Below are 15,498 nucleotides of genomic sequence, written 5' to 3'. Positions count from 1 at the left end.
GTCCCTGAGCGTGTACATGCTTGGCGGACCTGAGTTTCTCGGATTTGTCTTGAAAGGTGCCCATGGTGCACAAGCGTTCTCTCGTAAAAGCCTTGGCAGTTGCCGCCCTGGTACCTGCCGCATTGCTGGCCCAGGCCCAGGATCTGGCCGTGACCGTCGGCGTAACGGCCGGCCCCCACGCCCAGATTGCCGAAGTGGCCAAGCAGGTTGCAGCCAGGCAGGGCCTGAAGGTCAGGCTGGTGGAGTTTGGCGACTTCATCCAGCCCAATGCGGCGCTGTCCGCCGGCGATCTCGACGCCAACATCTATCAGCACCAGCCCTTCCTCGATGCCCAGAACAAGGACCGTGGCTACAAGCTGGTGCCCGTGGCCAAGGCTGTGAACCAGCAAATGGGTGTGTACTCCAGAAAGGTCAGAAAGCTGGCCGATCTCAAGAGCGGCGCGCGCGTGGGCATTCCCAACGACCCCACCAATGGCTCGCGTGCTCTGATGGTGCTGGCCAAGCAGGGATTGATCACGCTCAAGGCCGATGCCGGTGCGCGCGCTTCGGTGCTGGACATCACGGCCAACCCCAGAAAGTTCAGGTTTGTCGAGCTCGAAGCCGCCCAACTGGCCCGCGCCCTCGATGACCTGGATGCCGCGGCCGTCAACAGCAGCTATGCCGTGGCAGCCGGCCTGTCCCCCCAGGGCGACTCGCTGGCGCTGGAAGATGTGAACACGCCTTATGTGACCGTGCTCATCGTCACGCGCGCTGGCCATGAGAACAGCAAAGGCCTGCAGGCGTTTGTGAAGGCCTACCAGTCACCCGAGGTCAAGGCCTTTGTGGAAAAGACCTTCAAGGGTGCCTACACAACCGCATGGTGAGCGCATGAATCAGCCCTGGAATCAACTGGATGAGGCGCTGTTCGAGCGCGCCAAGACCTTGCTGGACGAGGAATGGCTGAGCCGTGACGCCGATCTGGCGCAGCTGCTGCCTGTGGTGCTGGAGCGCGGTGTGGGCCAGGATTGGCACAAGGCTGGCACTTTTCGCCACCATCTGGCAGGCGTGGCGCGCTCTTTGGCGCTGTGGCAGCAACCCAGGGACGTGCGCCTGCTGGGTCTGCTGCACAGTGTCTACGGCAATGCCTTTGTCGATCTGGTCAAGTTCGATGCCGGCAATGAGCGCGAGCAGCTCAAGCGCCTGATCGGCGAGCAGGCCGAGCATCTGGTCTATCTGTTCTGCACCATGAGCCGCACCCAGTTCGTGCAAAAGCTGCTGGCCGGCGATATCGCGGCGGACGGCAGCATGCAGCTGGAGCGCAACGGTCCCGAGCCGCGCGAGACCATCAGACTCACCGCCTATGAAGTGGCTGTGTTCGCGATCGTCAGCATGGCCGACAGCATGGAGCAGTGGTTCAGCTGGCAGGAAGACATCTACTCGCGCTTCCCGGCCGTGGACCACAGTCGTCAGCAGGCCGTGCACTGGGCAGCGTCGCTGTGGCCCGGCCCCATGCGCCCGAGCAGCCGCATGCTCAGCCAGATCAGCGGCCTGGGCCAGGCGCTGCAGCATCCTGCGCTCAAGACCCAGCTGCCGCTGCCGCCCGTTTTTGCGAATTGCAGCCAGCTGCTGAGCGCTGGCAACGAGGCAGCGGCCGTAGCGCTGTACTGGTCAGTGATTCAGCTCGATCAGCCGCTGGTCGATCTGGATGCAGCCACCGCCACGCTGGAGCAGGCTGTCGCGCTCAACCCCTGGGTGGGCGAGCCGCAGATGGTGCTGGCCCAGCTCTACCTCACGACAGGGCGCAACACCGATGCCGCTCGGGCCGCCGAGAGCGCGCTGCAGTGCTTCAGCAGCTGGGGCAATGCCTGGGACAAGCGCGTGCAGTGGGACGCCTGGATGGCCTGGGCGCGCATTCTGCTGCAGTCGGCCGAGCAGGGCAGCTGGCCTGCTCGGCTGGACAAGCTCAACAATGTGGCGCTGAATCAGATCTGAACTGGATCTGAAATTGATAGCTGCCAGCGCTTGATGGATAAGCGCTGCAGGCTATTTTGAGTATGAAAAAAGCCCCAAGGCCTTGCGCCTGGGGCTTTTTGTTGGCAAGCAGCCGTGCTTACTTGGTGCCGAAGATACGGTCGCCCGCATCACCCAGGCCGGGCAGGATGTAGCCATGGCTGTCCAGCTCGCGGTCCACGGCGGCGGTGTAGATGTCCACATCGGGGTGGGCGGCCTGCATGGTCTTCACGCCTTCGGGGGCGGCCAGCAGGCACATGAACTTGATGGACTTGGGCGCGCTCTTGTCCTTGAGCTGCTGCACGGCCGCCACGGCCGAGTTGCCGGTGGCCAGCATGGGGTCGACGACGATCACGTCGCGCTCGCCCATGTTTTCGGGCATCTTGTAGTAGTACTCGACGGGCTTGAGGGTCTCGGGGTCGCGGAACAGGCCGATGTGACCGATGCGCGCGCCGGGCACCACGTTGAGCATGCCGTCCAGGAAGCCGTTGCCGGCACGCAGAATGGAAACCAGCGCCAGTTTCTTGCCGTCAATGACCTTGCCCATGGTCTTTTCCATGGGGGTTTCGATCTCGACATCCTGCAGCGGGAAGTCGCGTGTCAACTCATAGGCCATCAGCGTGGACAGCTCGCCCAGCATGCGGCGAAAGCTGTTGGTCGATGCTTCCTTGCGGCGCATCAGTGTCAGTTTGTGCTGGACCAGAGGGTGGTCGATCAAATGCAGAGTGCTCATGTTCTTGGTCTTTGTGGTGAAGGCAGGCAGGCCCGCTTGTGGCGGACTCGTGCTTGCAAAAAATGGGATCAGGCGGATGCGGGCAGGGCCGCAACGGACGCTATTTTCGCTGTCACTCGGACAGCAGGCTGGCAAAACGCTCTAAATCCACATTGCCGCCGCTGATCACAATGCCCACGCGCTTGCCCTTGAGCGGCAAACCGCCGTGGATGGCAGCTGCCAGAGACAGCGATCCCGTGGGTTCGACCACGATTTTCATGCGCTCGGCATAAAAGCGCATGGCCTGGACCAATTGCTCGTCGTTAACGGTAAGAACTTCGTTCACTCGCTGCTGGATGATGGCAAAGGTCAGATCGCCCGGCGCCTGGGTCTGGGCACCGTCGGCAATGGTGCGCGGCGTATCGATCTTGACGATATGGCCGGCGCGCAGCGACTGCTGCACATCGTTGCCCGCTTCGGGCTCGACGCCGATTACCTTGCATTGCGGAGCCAGGGCGTTGGCGGCCAGCAGGCTGCCCGAGAGCAGACCGCCGCCACCCAGGCAGACAAACAGATAGTCCAGATCCGGCACTTCCTCCAGCAATTCCTTGACCGCCGTGCCCTGACCGGCGATCACGTCGCGGTGGTTGTAAGGCGGGATCAGCGTCATGCCACGCTCGGTCGCCAGCTTGTGAGCGATGGCTTCGCGGTCTTCGGTGAAGCGGTTGTAGGTGACGACCTGGGCGCCATAGCCGCGCGTGGCCGCCATCTTGGAGGCCGGCGCATCCTCGGGCATGACGATCAGGGCAGGCATGTCCAGCAACTGGGCCGCCTGGGCAATGGCCTGGGCATGGTTGCCGGAGGAAAAGGCCAGGGCGCCGCCCTTGCGCTGCTCGGGTGTGAACTGGGCCAGAGCGTTATAGGCACCGCGAAACTTGAAAGCGCCTATGCGCTGCAGGTTCTCGCATTTGAAGAACAGGCGCGCGCCCAGCTGTTCGTCCATGGTGCGGCTGGTCAGCACCGGCGTGCGGTGGGCTACGCCCTGCAGGCGCTGGGCAGCGGCCACGACATCGTCATAAGTGGGCAGGGGGGCGGTGTTTGTGCTCATGGCAGGACAGGCTGAGGTGGTGACTGAGCCCATGATAACGGGGCATGCTCCACTCCAGCCCGAATCGCTGCGTTGTCGCTTGGCTACACGTCGATGGCGCCCAGCAGGCCATCGAGAAGATAGAGAAATACGAGCGGAAAAGGCATGCAGGCCTTTATTGAGAGGGGCTGGTGGCTATTTAATCAGGAGCGATCACCTGCTTTGGGAAGTGCTGGTGCAAATGCCTGTAGCGGCTCCAGAGCAGGGAAGTCACCGGCGCGCTTGGCCTGCATGGCACTCACGGCCTCCATGACATGGCGGTTGCTCCAGATGCCGCTTTGCACCCAGCCCATTTGCTGCAGCGAGTCGCTCACGCTGTGGTCGCGCGCGTAGTTGATCACCTGCTTGCTGCCCCAGATGGCCACGGGCGGCTTGGCCGCAATCTCGCGCGCGCAGGCGAGAGCTGCTGTGACGGTGGCTTCGGGCGTGTCGTAGACGGCGTTGACCAGACCGTGACTGGCGGCCTCCTGCGCTGTCATGCGGCGGCCGGTGTAGGCCAGCTCCTTGACGATGCCTAGCGGCATCAGCTTGGGCAGGCGCTGCAGGCTGCCCAGGTCGGCGGTCATGCCGATATTGATCTCCTGCACGCAGAAAAAGGATTCGGCGCTGGCATAGCGTATGCAGGCAGTGGCCACCAGATCCAGTCCGCCACCCACGCAGGCGCCCTGAATGGCGCAGATCACGGGCATGCGCAGGGCTTCGATCTTGTTGAAGGTGGACTGCAACTGGGCCAGGGTGTCGATGATGGCGGCGCGGCCCTCGGGCGTGCGGTCATTGGGCGCAAAGGCGGGGTCGGCAAAGGTCTCGAGTGCCATGCCGGCGCAAAAATGCTTGCCCGTGCTGCTGATGACCAGTGCGCGCGACTGGCCGCTGCGCTGCAGTGTGTCCAGCACCAGGTCCAGCTCCTGCCAGAACCTGGGATTCAGAGTGTTGAAGGCATCGGGGCGGTTGAGCACCAGATGGGCAATATGGTCGACCAGGTCCAGGCGAAAGCTGCTCAGACCGGCGGTCAGCAAGGTGTCGTCAGAGGTATGGGGCATGCCGGCATGGTGTCTTGCTGCGTAGGCCGCGCCAGTCACACTTGCGACTGCAGACAGAAAAGCCGGTCTGGGTCAAACCTGCGGTGCCAGCCGTTCCCTCCTGGGTGCATGGAGCGGCTGGCAGAGAAGCTGGTGAAGAGATGGATGCTGTGTTCCAGCAACTTCAACCAGAATCAGGCAGTCAGGGCTGGCGCTCTGTCTGCGGTATGGACCTTGAACACGGCCACCATGCCGGTCAGGCGCTGGGCCTGGTCGCTCAGCGAGACAGCGGCAGCCGTGGATTCCTCGACCAGGGCTGCATTTTGCTGCGTCATCTGGTCCAGGTTGGTCACGGCCTGGTTGACCTGGCTGATACCGTCATGCTGTTCCGTGGCCGAGGCACTGATCTCGCCAATCATGTCCGAGACCTTGCCGACGCTGCTGACGATTTCTTCCATCACGCGGCCTGCCTGGGAGACCTGGTCTGCGCCTTCCTGGGCGGCGTCCACGGAGGTGGTGATGAGCGCCTTGATCTCCTTGGCGGCCTCGGCACTGCGGTGGGCCAGGGCGCGCACTTCGCCGGCAACCACGGCAAAGCCTCGGCCCTGTTCGCCGGCGCGCGCGGCCTCGACCGCAGCGTTGAGTGCCAGGATATTGGTCTGGAAGGCGATGGAGTCGATCACGCCGATGATGTCGGAGATGCGGTGTGCGCTGTCGCTGATGCGTCCCATGCTGCTGACCACGGACTGCACCACATGGCCGCCGCGCTGAGCGACCTGTGCGGCATTGCCTGCCAGATGGTTGGCCTGGCGGGCGGTGTCCGAGGCCTGGGCGACGGTGGCGGTCAGCTGCTCCATGCTGGCTGCGGTTTCCTCGAGATTGGCGGCGGTCTGCTCGGTGCGTGCGGACAGGTCGTGGTTACCTGTAGCGATTTCGGCCGAGGCGGTGCTGATGGAGTGCACGCTGGTACGTACATCGCTCACCAGGCTACGTAGCTGGGCTGCCATGGTCGAGACGGAGCTCAGCAGGCGGCCGAACTCGTCATGGCGGTCGTTGCCGGCGGTTACCGTGAGATCGCCCTGTGCAATGGCCTGGGTCAGCTCCACGGCTTCATTCAGAGGCTGGGTGATGGAACGGGTGAGGGCCAGCGCCAGGCCCAGGGCGGCGGTCAGCACCAGGGCCTGCACCACCCAGGACAGCCAGATCGCTCTTTGCTGGTCTTGCTGCAGCTGAAGGCTGGCGGCGTCGCGCTGCTGCTCCTGCAGCTTCACAAAGTCCTGCAGCGAATCGACATAGCGGCCGATGGCGCCCAGATATTGCAGGCGGATGAAGTCGCGCATGGCTTCGATATCGCCGCTCAGCTTGATCTCCCTTGCCTGCTTGTTCAGCGCCAGAACTTCGGCGCGCACGGCGGCGATCTTCTGCAGGGCAGCCTTGTCAGCATCGCTTTGAGCCAGTTTGATGACCTGCGCCTGCAGCGCGCCGTTGACGGCCACGCCTTCGCTGACGCGCTCGTCCATGCGCTGGGTCAGCGCTTCGTCGGTGGTCATATTGCTGGTGAGCACGCGTTCGCCCGTGGTCTCGGTCGCACCTTTCCATTGAAGGGCGAGATTGATGCGATTGTCATAGTCGGTCAGGGTCTGCATGCCGGCCTGCAGGGCCTGGGTGGATGAGTGCTGGTTCCATAGCGAGACGGCCAGCATCATGGTCAGAAGCCCGCCCAAAGTGCACCACAGCTTGGTGGATACACGCCATTGATTGAATTGCATTGGCAGAAAATTTGCAAAAGCACTGCCCGGCCCGAGCGAACTGGTGGTCTGCGGCAAGACTGGGCAGCGTGGTTAGCGTAGAGGAAAGAAGCGGCTGTGCCTGCAGGCAGCAGCACATGTCCAAGAGACTGGCGGCTGGCACCAGGGGATGGATTTATTATGTATCGTCATAATGACTGCCGCCTTGAGCGCTTTCTGTGCGGCGGCCGCAAAAAAGGCCTGCTGACGCAGGCCCTTGGAGCGAGTGAGCGCGTTGGGATCAGCGCTTCTTGTTGCCCAGAATGCCGCCCAGCACGCCGCGCAGAATCTCCTTGCCCAGACTGTTGCCCACGGTGCGTACCGTGGACTTGGCCATGGTCTGCACCAGACCGTCGTGCTGGCCGCCGCGCGGGCCGGTACGGCCGAACAGCAGCTCCTTGAGTCCGTCCATCATGGAGTCCGTGGCGCTGCCTTGCGGGGACGTTCCGGCCGCTCCGGCAGCAGCCGGGGCATCGCCGGGCTTGGCGGGCGTGGCGCTCGCAGTGCGGTCGCGCAATATCTCGAAGGCCGATTCGCGGTCCACGGCTTTCTCATAGACGCCGGCGACCAGGGAACCATCGATCAGCGCCTTGCGCTGCTCGGCCGTGATGGGGCCGAGCTGGCTGCCGGGCGGAATCACGAACACGCGCTCGGTCACGCTGGGGCGGCCTTTTTCGTCGAGGAAGCTGACCAGGGCTTCGCCTACAGCCAGCTCGGTGATGGCTGCGGCAATGTCCAGACCGGGATTGGGGCGCATGGTGGAGGCTGCCGAGGCCACGGCCTTTTGGTCGCGTGGGGTGAAGGCGCGCAGGGCGTGCTGCACGCGGTTGCCCAGCTGTCCGAGCACGCTGTCGGGAACGTCCAGCGGGTTCTGGGTGACGAAGTACACGCCCACGCCCTTGGAGCGCACCAGGCGCACGACTAGCTCGATGCGTTCGATCAGCACCTTGGGCGCATCGTTGAACAGCAGGTGGGCCTCGTCAAAGAAAAACACCAGCTTGGGCTTCTCGGGGTCGCCGATTTCCGGCAGCTGCTCGAATAGCTCGGACAGAAGCCAGAGCAAAAAGGTCGAGTACAGGCGCGGCGCATTCATCAGCTTGTCGGCCGCCAGCACGTTGATCACGCCCATGCCATTGGCATCGGTCTGCATCAGGTCGTTGATGTCGAGCATGGGCTCGCCAAAGAACTTGTCGCCGCCCTGGCTTTCAATGGTCAGCAGCCCGCGCTGTATGGCTCCCACGCTGGCCGAGCTGATGTTGCCGTACTGGGTGGTGAACTGCTTGGCGTTGTCGCCCACAAAGTTCAGCATGGCGCGCAGATCCTTGAGATCCAGCAGCAGCATGCCGTTGTCGTCCGCAATCTTGAACACCAGATTGAGCACGCCCATCTGGGTTTCGTTCAGATTCAGCATGCGGCCGATGAGCAGCGGGCCCATGTCCGAGATGGTGGCGCGCACCGGGTGGCCCTGCTCGCCGAACACATCCCACAGCGTGGCGGGGCAGGCCAGAGGCTGGGGCAGGTCCAGGCCGCGCTCCTTGAGCGAGGCGGCCAGCTTGCCTTCGATCTTGCCGGCCTGGCTGATGCCGCTCAGGTCTCCTTTGACGTCGGCCATGAAAACCGGCACGCCGATCTGCGAGAAGCTTTCGGCCAGTTTCTGCAGCGTGACGGTCTTGCCGGTGCCGGTGGCGCCTGTGATCAGGCCATGCCGATTGGCCAGTCCGGGCAGCAGGGTACATTCTGTGGCAGAGTGCTGGGCAATCAAAAGGGGTGAAGCCATTTCGGGTTTCCTCTGGGGGGGCATGCAGTCAAAAGTAAAATCGCTCCCGCTAGGTTAAATCAAATATCAAAGGATTCCCTGTGGCAGGACACAGCAAATGGGCCAACATCCAGCACCGCAAGGGTCGCCAGGATGAAAAACGTGGCCGCATCTGGACGCGCATCATTCGTGAAATCATGGTCGCAGCCCGCCAAGGCGGCGGCGACCTGAGCGCCAACCCGCGTCTGCGTCTGGCGGTGGACAAGGCCAAGGCCGCCAATATGCCGGCCGACAATATCAAGCGCAATATCGACAAGGCCACGGGTAACCTCGACGGCGTGACCTACGAGGAAATCCGTTACGAAGGCTATGGCATCGGCGGCGCGGCCATCATTGTGGACACAATGACGGACAATCGCGTACGTACGGTGGCCGATGTTCGCCATGCATTCAGCAAGTACGGTGGCAATATGGGCACCGAAGGCTCGGTGGCCTTCCAGTTCAAGCATGTGGGTCAGATCATGTTCGCCCCCGGCACGGACGAAGAAAAAGTCATGGAGATCGCGCTGGAAGCCGGTGCCGACGATGTGATCACCGATGACGAAGGTGGCATCGAGGTGCTGACTGCCCCCGGCGACTTTGAAGCCGTGCGTGATGCACTGCAGGCTGCCGGCTTTACCGCCGACATGGCCGAGGTGACCATGCGCCCCGAAAATACAATCGCTCTCGAAGGCGATGATGCAGCTCGCATGCAGAAGCTGCTGGACATGATTGAAGACTTGGATGACGTTCAGGACGTCTACCACAACGCAGAACTATGAAAATTCTTGTGATTGGCGGCGGTGGCCGTGAGCACGCTCTGGCGTGGAAGTTGGCCGAATCGCCCAAGGCGACCAAGGTCTATGTGGCTCCCGGTAACGGTGGCACTGCCCTGGCTGGCGGCAAGCTGGAGAACCTCAACATCACCGATGTGAAGGCTCTGCGCGAATGGGCCCAGGCCGAAAAAATTGCCGTGACCGTGGTGGGGCCCGAGGCTCCGCTGGCGGCCGGCGTGGTCGATGAGTTTCGTGCCCACGGACTCAAGGTCTTCGGCCCGACCAAGACTGCAGCCCAGCTGGAGTCTTCCAAGGCCTTCTCCAAGGACTTCATGGCGCGCCACAGCATCCCCACTGCGCAATATGAAACCTTCACCGACGCCGTCGCGGCCCACGCCTATGTGGATCGCCTGGGCGCTCCCATCGTCATCAAGGCCGACGGCCTGGCTGCCGGCAAGGGCGTGGTGGTGGCCATGTCGCTGCAGGAAGCCCATGATGCCGTGGACTTCATGCTGGTGGACAACAAGTACGGTGTTCAGCACAACGAAGGCGGTGCACGCGTCGTGATCGAGGAGTTCCTCGAAGGCGAGGAAGCCAGCTTCATCGTGCTGTGCGACGGCAAGAACGTGCTGGCGCTGGCGACCAGCCAGGATCACAAGCGTCTGAAGGATGGCGACCAGGGCCCCAATACCGGCGGCATGGGCGCTTATTCGCCTGCGCCCGTGGTGACGGCCGATGTGCATGCCCGCGCCATGCGCGAGATCATCCTGCCCACCATCCGCGGCATGGAAAAAGACGGCGTGCCCTATACCGGCTTCCTGTACGCAGGTCTGATGATCGACAAGGTCGGCCATCTCAAGACGCTGGAATTCAACTGCCGCATGGGCGATCCGGAAACCCAGCCCATCATGATGCGTCTCAAGAGCGATCTGGTGGATGTCATGCTGGCAGCCTGCGAAGGCAAGCTCGATCAGCTGGAGTTGCAGTGGGACCGCCGTACCGCATTGGGCGTGGTCATGGCTGCTGCCGGCTATCCCGAAAACCCGCGCAAGGGCGATGTCATCACCGGTCTGCCTGCCGCAGCCGACGATGCCATGGTCTTCCATGCCGGCACCCAGCTGGGCGATGACGGCCAGCCTGTGACCAGCGGTGGTCGCGTGCTTTGCGTGACCGTGCTGGCCGACAGTGTCAAGCAGGCGCAGCAGAAGGTGTATGACGTGGCACGTGGCATCCATTTCGATGGTGCCCAGTATCGTCGCGACATCGGCTTCCGTGCCGTCAAGAAGGCCGACTGATGAACCAGACATCCTCATCTTCTGTGGCTGATCAGCTGCCGGCGGCCGAGGTGCGTGAGTACCTGGTGGGTCTGCAGACCCGTATCACCGAGGCGCTGGAAGCGATCGAAGGCGAGGGTGGTGCGCGTTTTCTGGCAGACGCCTGGCACAAGGAACCGGGCGAAAAGCTGCAAGGCAACGGCGTCACCAAGATCATGGAGGGCGGGCGCGTGTTCGAGCGCGCAGGCTGCGGTTTCTCGCATGTGCGCGGGCCACAGCTGCCGCCTTCGGCCACACAGCACCGGCCCGAGCTGGCAGGGGCGCCGTTCGAGGCCATGGGCGTGTCGCTGGTGTTTCACCCGCGTAATCCCCTGGTGCCCACGGTGCACATGAATGTGCGCATGATCTCGGCCGGCCATGAGGGGCAGCCCAAGACCTGCTGGTTTGGCGGCGGCATGGATTTGACGCCGGTATATGGCTTTGAAGAAGATGCCGTGCATTTCCATCAGACCTGCCAAGATGCGCTGGCGCCATTTGGCGAGCAGCTCTACCCGCGTTTCAAGCAATGGTGCGACGAGTACTTCTTTCTCAAGCATCGCAACGAGCAGCGCGGCATTGGCGGCATCTTCTTCGATGATTTCAGCGAACTGGGTCAGCAGCAGAGCTTTGCCATGTTGCGCTCGGTTGGCGATGCCTTTCTGAAGGCCTATCTGCCCATCGTGGAGCGCCGCCGGAATGCGGAGTACACACAGCAGCAGGTGGATTTCCAGCGCTACCGTCGTGGCCGCTATGTGGAATTCAACCTGGTCTGGGACCGAGGCACGCATTTCGGCCTGCAGTCTGGCGGCCGCACAGAGTCCATCCTGCTGTCCATGCCTCCTCATGCGGACTGGAGCTATCAGCGCGAGGATGCCCCCGGTACTCCCGAGCGCGATTTGCTCGAGAAATTCCTGATTCGCCGCGACTGGCTGTAATCAGTCTGTTTCCTTGCCGGCAGCGCATAAAGCCCTGTCAGCAAGGAAATTTTTAGAAAACTATAATTTCCATAGCTGGATGCGCGCTATCGACTGGCGCGTCAACCTTTTTCAATGCGTGAAGAGCACGGGTCTTAGGGGCCTGAACGCAGACGCTAACCCAGCCCTGATACGGGTGTGGCGCAGCACACGCTATATTGATCCCATCATTTACTGATTCCATCGCCTGATGACCACCTCCACCAAATCGGATTCCGCAGCCAAGCGCGACGTCACCAAACTCCAGCGAGCCATTGTTGACGGCCTCGAAGACGTCAAGGCCCACGACATCCAGGTGTTCAACACCGAAGCACTGTCCCCGCTGTTCGAGCGCGTGATCGTGGCTTCGGGTACTTCCAACCGCCAGACCAAGGCACTTGCCTCCAGCGTGCGCGAAGCCGTCAAGGAAGCAGGGTTTCCCGTGCCCCGCCAGGAAGGTGAGCAAAACGGCGAATGGATCATCGTGGACTGCGGCTCGGTGGTCTGCCACATCATGCAGCCGGCCATCCGCCAATACTACCGCCTGGAAGAAATCTGGGGCGAGACACCGGTGCGCATGAAGATCGGTGCCGCCAAGCCCAAGCCCGCCGAAGTGGCCGCCAAGAAACTGGCTGCCAAGCTGGCTGTGGAAAAGGCAGCTGCGGAAAACACCGTGGTCGAGAAAAAGCCTGCCGCCAAGAAGGCTGCGGCCAAGAAGCCCGCCACCAAGACGGCTGCCGGTGCCAAGCCTGCAGCAAAGAAGCCTGCTGCCAAGTCCGCCGCCGCCAAGACGGTCAAGACCGTGGTCGTCAAGCCCAGCACGCCCCGTACTGCCAAGCCGGTTGCGGCCAAACCTGCAGCCAAGCGTGCTCCCCGCGCCAAGGCCTAAATGAAGCTGACCATCGTGGCTGTAGGCCTGCATGTGCCCGACTGGGCGCAGACGGCCTACGACGATTACGCCAAGCGCTTTCCGCCCGAACTCAAGGTCGAACTCAAGGCCGTCAAGACCGAGCCGCGCGGCTCCAAGACGCTGGAGACCCTGTATGCGGCAGAGCGCAAGCGTATCGAAGCCGCCATCCCCAGGGGCACCCGCATCGTGGTGCTCGACGAGCGCGGCACCAATCTGACCACCAAGGCGCTGGCCCAGCGTCTCAAGGGCTGGCAGCTCGAGAGCGATGATGTGGCCCTGGTCATCGGCGGCCCCGACGGACTGGACCCCGAGTTCAAGGCCGCGGCACACGAGCGCATCCGTCTGTCCGACCTGACCCTGCCGCATGCAATGGTGCGCGTGCTGCTGATCGAGCAGCTCTACCGCGCCTGGTCGGTCAATGCCGGCCATCCCTACCACCGCGAATAAGCGCTTGTGACCGGACTCTGCGTGCAATTTCGCGCAGTGCGTGATACTATGATTTTGATAGCCTTTTGCGCTTTATATATGGGCGCTAGAGGCCATTTTTAATCAAAATCATGGCGCCATTTCTCTATCTTGCATCCCAAAGTCCCCGCCGTCGTCAGCTGCTGGAGCAGCTGGGCGTGGCGCATGAATTGCTGCTGCCCAATGCAGCGGGTGATATCGCCGAGGATGCCGAGGCCATAGAGGCCGAGCTGGTCGGGGAAGACCCCCATGATTATGTGCAGCGCGTGACGGCCGGCAAGCTCGATGCAGCCGTGGCTCGCCATGCGCGGCGCGGTTTGCCGCAGGCGCCCATTCTGTGCTCCGACACCACCGTGGCCCTGGGAAAGCAGATTCTGGGCAAGCCCGCCGATGCCGAAGACGCGCGACGCATCCTGCATCTGCTCTCCGGGGCCGAACATGAGGTGCTGACCGCCGTGGCGCTGCAAAGCGGCGTGCGGCGTCTGCAGGCCCTGTCGGTGTCCACCGTGCGCTTTGCGTCCATGACCGAGGCGCAGATCGATGCCTATGTGCTCACGGGCGAGCCCATGGGCAAGGCCGGTGCCTATGGCATACAGGGCAGGGCGGCCGCACATATTGCAGAGATTCGTGGCAGCTATTCGGCCATCATGGGCCTGCCGGTTTATGAAACTGCCGAGCTTTTGCGCCAGCTGGGCTGGTCGCTCTGAACCTTTGGCGCAATCGGCACTCTGTTCTTGAGTCTTCCCTGCGGGAAGGTCTGCATGGCAGCTGTCTTGCGCCAGCCATGCGCGCGTCGCACACTGGGCGCAGCAAAAGCCAGGACATATAAAGAAAGAACGACAGTCAATGCAGCAAGATATTTTGATCAACTGGTCGCCGCAGGAAACGCGGGTGGCGATTGTCGAAAACGGCGCCGTGCAGGAGCTGCACATGGAGCGCCCGCTGGAGCGGGGACTCGTCGGCAACATCTATCTGGGCAAGGTCTCGCGTGTGCTTCCAGGCATGCAGTCCGCCTTCATCGATATCGGTCTGGAGCGTGCGGCCTTTTTGCATGTGGCCGATGTCTGGCAGCGTCAGGAAAATGGCGAAGCCCCGATGTTCGCGCGCAAGGACCAGCCGCTGACGCCCATCGAAAAGCAGGTGTTCGAAGGGCAGTCCATCATGGTGCAGGTCATCAAGGACCCCATAGGTACCAAGGGTGCGCGCCTGTCAACGCAGATCAGTATTGCAGGGCGCCTGCTGGTGTTTCTGCCACAGGACGACCATATCGGCATCTCCCAGAAAATTCCCCAGAACGAGCGCGATGCCTTGCGGGCTCGTCTGCAGGAGCTGGTCGGCACCAAGGAGGGGGGCGGTGGCGGCGGGTTCATTCTGCGCACCAATGGCGAGGAATCCAGCGATGCCGAGCTGGCCGATGACATCCGCTATCTGCGCAAGACCTGGGCGCGCATTAAGGATGCGGCGCAGAAGCTGCCCGTCATGTCGGTGCTGCATCAGGATCTAAACCTGCTGCAACGTGTGCTGCGGGATCTGGTCGGCGAGAACACCCAGAGCATTCGCATCGATTCGCGCGAGCAGTTTGCGCTGCTCAAGAGCTTTGGCCAGGAATACATGCCGGCGGCTGTGCCCAAGCTGGCGCTTTACAAGGGCGAGAGGCCGATTTTCGACCTCTACAACATCGACGAGGAAATCGCGCGTGCGCTGGGGCGGCGTGTGGATCTGAAGTCGGGCGGCTATCTGATCGTCGATCAGACTGAAGCCCTGACCACCATCGATGTGAATACCGGCGGCTATGTAGGTGCGCGCAATTTTGACGACACCATCTTCAAGACCAACCTGGAAGCGGCGCACGCCATTGCACGTCAGCTGCGGCTGCGCAATCTGGGCGGCATCGTCATCGTGGACTTCATCGACATGGTGCGCGAGGAGCACCAGGGCGAGGTGCTCTCCGAATTCCGCCGCCAGCTGGCACGCGACCGCGTCAAGACCATGGCTGGCGGCTTCTCTCAGCTGGGCCTGGTGGAGATGACGCGCAAGCGTACGCGCGAGTCGCTGGCCCATATGCTGTGCGAGCCCTGTGAAGCCTGCTCCGGCAAGGGCAATGTCAAGACCGCGCGCAGCATCTGCTACGAGGTGCTGCGCGAAATCCTGCGCGAAGCCCGCCAGTTCAATCCGCATGAGTTCCGCGTTGTGGCATCCCCCAAGGTGGTGGAGATGTTCCTCGACGAGGAAAGCCAGCATCTGGCCAGTCTCTCCGACTTCATCGGCAAGCCCATTTCGCTGCAGGCCGAGACTGCTATGGCGCAGGAGCAATACGATATTGTGCTGCTGTGAGTGAGAGTGCATTCAGCGTCATTTGCTCCAGTAGATCCGCTACGGCAGCTGCATCGATTACCTCGTTGCTTGTTACGCAAATCGCACGTATCTGCATTGCGCAGCCGTAGCCCATGGCTTCACTTCCTGGGTTGCACAGATCGCTTATTCCACCCGAGGCGCGTGTTTGCTCGCGTGAGCGATGGCTCCGGAGTCTGCCTGGCAACTGGCCCAGGTGCGTTGTAGAGATTCAAAAAAATAGCGGTCAGCGCTTTATCCATAAGCGCTGACCGCTGTGTCTATGAATTTCAAGATGGGG

The 15,498-nt window shown here is 62.3% G+C and carries 14 protein-coding genes; 9 read left to right on the top strand and 5 right to left on the bottom strand.

The window, feature by feature from the left end:
- The first annotated feature begins 62 nt into the window (after nt 1-62).
- Both AAIL67_RS09800 and AAIL67_RS09795 read left to right on the top strand, forming a co-directional pair.
- Nucleotides 63-863, top strand: a complete 801-nt coding sequence (locus AAIL67_RS09800) for a MetQ/NlpA family ABC transporter substrate-binding protein (protein WP_343483885.1) — start codon at nt 63-65, stop codon at nt 861-863.
- A 4-nt stretch (nt 864-867) separates the two neighbouring features.
- On the top strand, nt 868-1,971 hold the full coding sequence (locus tag AAIL67_RS09795; RefSeq protein ID WP_343483884.1) for a DUF6817 domain-containing protein: 1,104 nt from the start codon (nt 868-870) through the stop codon (nt 1,969-1,971).
- A gap of 118 nt (nt 1,972-2,089) precedes the next feature.
- Here the strand turns inward: AAIL67_RS09795 and upp are convergent, their stop codons facing one another.
- The 5 genes from upp to AAIL67_RS09770 all read right to left on the bottom strand — a co-directional run bounded on the left by upp (nt 2,090) and on the right by AAIL67_RS09770 (nt 8,431).
- Nucleotides 2,090-2,722: a uracil phosphoribosyltransferase gene (gene upp / locus AAIL67_RS09790; RefSeq protein ID WP_003062768.1), complete on the bottom strand. Its 633-nt coding sequence runs from the start codon at nt 2,720-2,722 to the stop codon at nt 2,090-2,092.
- Between the two features lie 112 nt (nt 2,723-2,834).
- A complete protein-coding gene (locus tag AAIL67_RS09785) occupies nt 2,835-3,809 on the bottom strand; it encodes a threo-3-hydroxy-L-aspartate ammonia-lyase (RefSeq protein WP_003062769.1) in 975 nt (324 codons plus the stop codon).
- Nucleotides 3,810-3,991: 182 nt separating this feature from the next.
- The gene (locus tag AAIL67_RS09780) at nt 3,992-4,888 is read right to left on the bottom strand and encodes an enoyl-CoA hydratase-related protein (RefSeq protein ID WP_343483883.1); all 897 of its coding nucleotides are present in this window, start codon (nt 4,886-4,888) and stop codon (nt 3,992-3,994) included.
- A gap of 173 nt (nt 4,889-5,061) precedes the next feature.
- Entirely contained in the window at nt 5,062-6,636 is a 1,575-nt protein-coding gene (locus tag AAIL67_RS09775; RefSeq protein ID WP_003062771.1) for a methyl-accepting chemotaxis protein, read from the bottom strand.
- Between the two features lie 259 nt (nt 6,637-6,895).
- Nucleotides 6,896-8,431, bottom strand: coding sequence for a helicase HerA-like C-terminal domain-containing protein (locus AAIL67_RS09770; RefSeq protein ID WP_343483881.1), 1,536 nt, complete (start codon nt 8,429-8,431; stop codon nt 6,896-6,898).
- An 80-nt stretch (nt 8,432-8,511) separates the two neighbouring features.
- Between AAIL67_RS09770 and AAIL67_RS09765 the strand changes: the two genes are divergently transcribed.
- The 7 genes from AAIL67_RS09765 to rng all read left to right on the top strand — a co-directional run bounded on the left by AAIL67_RS09765 (nt 8,512) and on the right by rng (nt 15,200).
- Complete coding sequence (locus tag AAIL67_RS09765; RefSeq protein WP_003053891.1) at nt 8,512-9,231, top strand: YebC/PmpR family DNA-binding transcriptional regulator; 720 nt, start codon at nt 8,512-8,514, stop codon at nt 9,229-9,231.
- Nucleotides 9,228-10,520: a phosphoribosylamine--glycine ligase gene (purD, locus tag AAIL67_RS09760; RefSeq protein WP_003075619.1), complete on the top strand. Its 1,293-nt coding sequence runs from the start codon at nt 9,228-9,230 to the stop codon at nt 10,518-10,520. Before AAIL67_RS09765 ends, purD begins: the two co-directional genes overlap by 4 nt.
- Complete coding sequence (gene hemF, locus AAIL67_RS09755) at nt 10,520-11,473, top strand: oxygen-dependent coproporphyrinogen oxidase (protein WP_343483880.1); 954 nt, start codon at nt 10,520-10,522, stop codon at nt 11,471-11,473. The genes purD and hemF overlap by 1 nt, the downstream gene beginning before the upstream one ends.
- A 229-nt stretch (nt 11,474-11,702) precedes the next feature.
- A complete protein-coding gene (gene rsfS / locus AAIL67_RS09750; RefSeq protein WP_003062774.1) occupies nt 11,703-12,380 on the top strand; it encodes a ribosome silencing factor in 678 nt (225 codons plus the stop codon).
- Nucleotides 12,381-12,848 (top strand): 23S rRNA (pseudouridine(1915)-N(3))-methyltransferase RlmH, encoded by a 468-nt coding sequence (gene rlmH, locus AAIL67_RS09745; protein WP_003053899.1) that lies wholly within the window; start codon nt 12,381-12,383, stop codon nt 12,846-12,848.
- 110 nt (nt 12,849-12,958) lie between these two features.
- Nucleotides 12,959-13,573: a Maf family protein gene (locus AAIL67_RS09740; protein WP_003062775.1), complete on the top strand. Its 615-nt coding sequence runs from the start codon at nt 12,959-12,961 to the stop codon at nt 13,571-13,573.
- A gap of 139 nt (nt 13,574-13,712) precedes the next feature.
- Nucleotides 13,713-15,200, top strand: a complete 1,488-nt coding sequence (gene rng, locus AAIL67_RS09735; RefSeq protein ID WP_003062776.1) for a ribonuclease G — start codon at nt 13,713-13,715, stop codon at nt 15,198-15,200.
- Nucleotides 15,201-15,498 lie beyond the last annotated feature (298 nt).

The organism is Comamonas sp. A7-5 (assembly GCF_039581385.1).
Lineage (GTDB): Bacteria > Pseudomonadota > Gammaproteobacteria > Burkholderiales > Burkholderiaceae_C > Comamonas > Comamonas thiooxydans.
Note: the sequence above shows the minus strand (reverse complement) of the source record. Positions and strands in the feature narration are given on the sequence as shown.

Coding starts and splice junctions, on each gene's coding strand:
- AAIL67_RS09800 (WP_343483885.1), top strand. CDS start 63: ATGGTGCACAAGCGTTCTCTCGTAAAAGCCTTGGCAGTTGCCGCCCTG.
- AAIL67_RS09795 (WP_343483884.1), top strand. CDS start 868: ATGAATCAGCCCTGGAATCAACTGGATGAGGCGCTGTTCGAGCGCGCC.
- upp (WP_003062768.1), bottom strand. CDS start 2,722: ATGAGCACTCTGCATTTGATCGACCACCCTCTGGTCCAGCACAAACTG.
- AAIL67_RS09785 (WP_003062769.1), bottom strand. CDS start 3,809: ATGAGCACAAACACCGCCCCCCTGCCCACTTATGACGATGTCGTGGCC.
- AAIL67_RS09780 (WP_343483883.1), bottom strand. CDS start 4,888: ATGCCCCATACCTCTGACGACACCTTGCTGACCGCCGGTCTGAGCAGC.
- AAIL67_RS09775 (WP_003062771.1), bottom strand. CDS start 6,636: ATGCAATTCAATCAATGGCGTGTATCCACCAAGCTGTGGTGCACTTTG.
- AAIL67_RS09770 (WP_343483881.1), bottom strand. CDS start 8,431: ATGGCTTCACCCCTTTTGATTGCCCAGCACTCTGCCACAGAATGTACC.
- purD (WP_003075619.1), top strand. CDS start 9,228: ATGAAAATTCTTGTGATTGGCGGCGGTGGCCGTGAGCACGCTCTGGCG.
- hemF (WP_343483880.1), top strand. CDS start 10,520: ATGAACCAGACATCCTCATCTTCTGTGGCTGATCAGCTGCCGGCGGCC.
- rsfS (WP_003062774.1), top strand. CDS start 11,703: ATGACCACCTCCACCAAATCGGATTCCGCAGCCAAGCGCGACGTCACC.
- rlmH (WP_003053899.1), top strand. CDS start 12,381: ATGAAGCTGACCATCGTGGCTGTAGGCCTGCATGTGCCCGACTGGGCG.
- AAIL67_RS09740 (WP_003062775.1), top strand. CDS start 12,959: ATGGCGCCATTTCTCTATCTTGCATCCCAAAGTCCCCGCCGTCGTCAG.
- rng (WP_003062776.1), top strand. CDS start 13,713: ATGCAGCAAGATATTTTGATCAACTGGTCGCCGCAGGAAACGCGGGTG.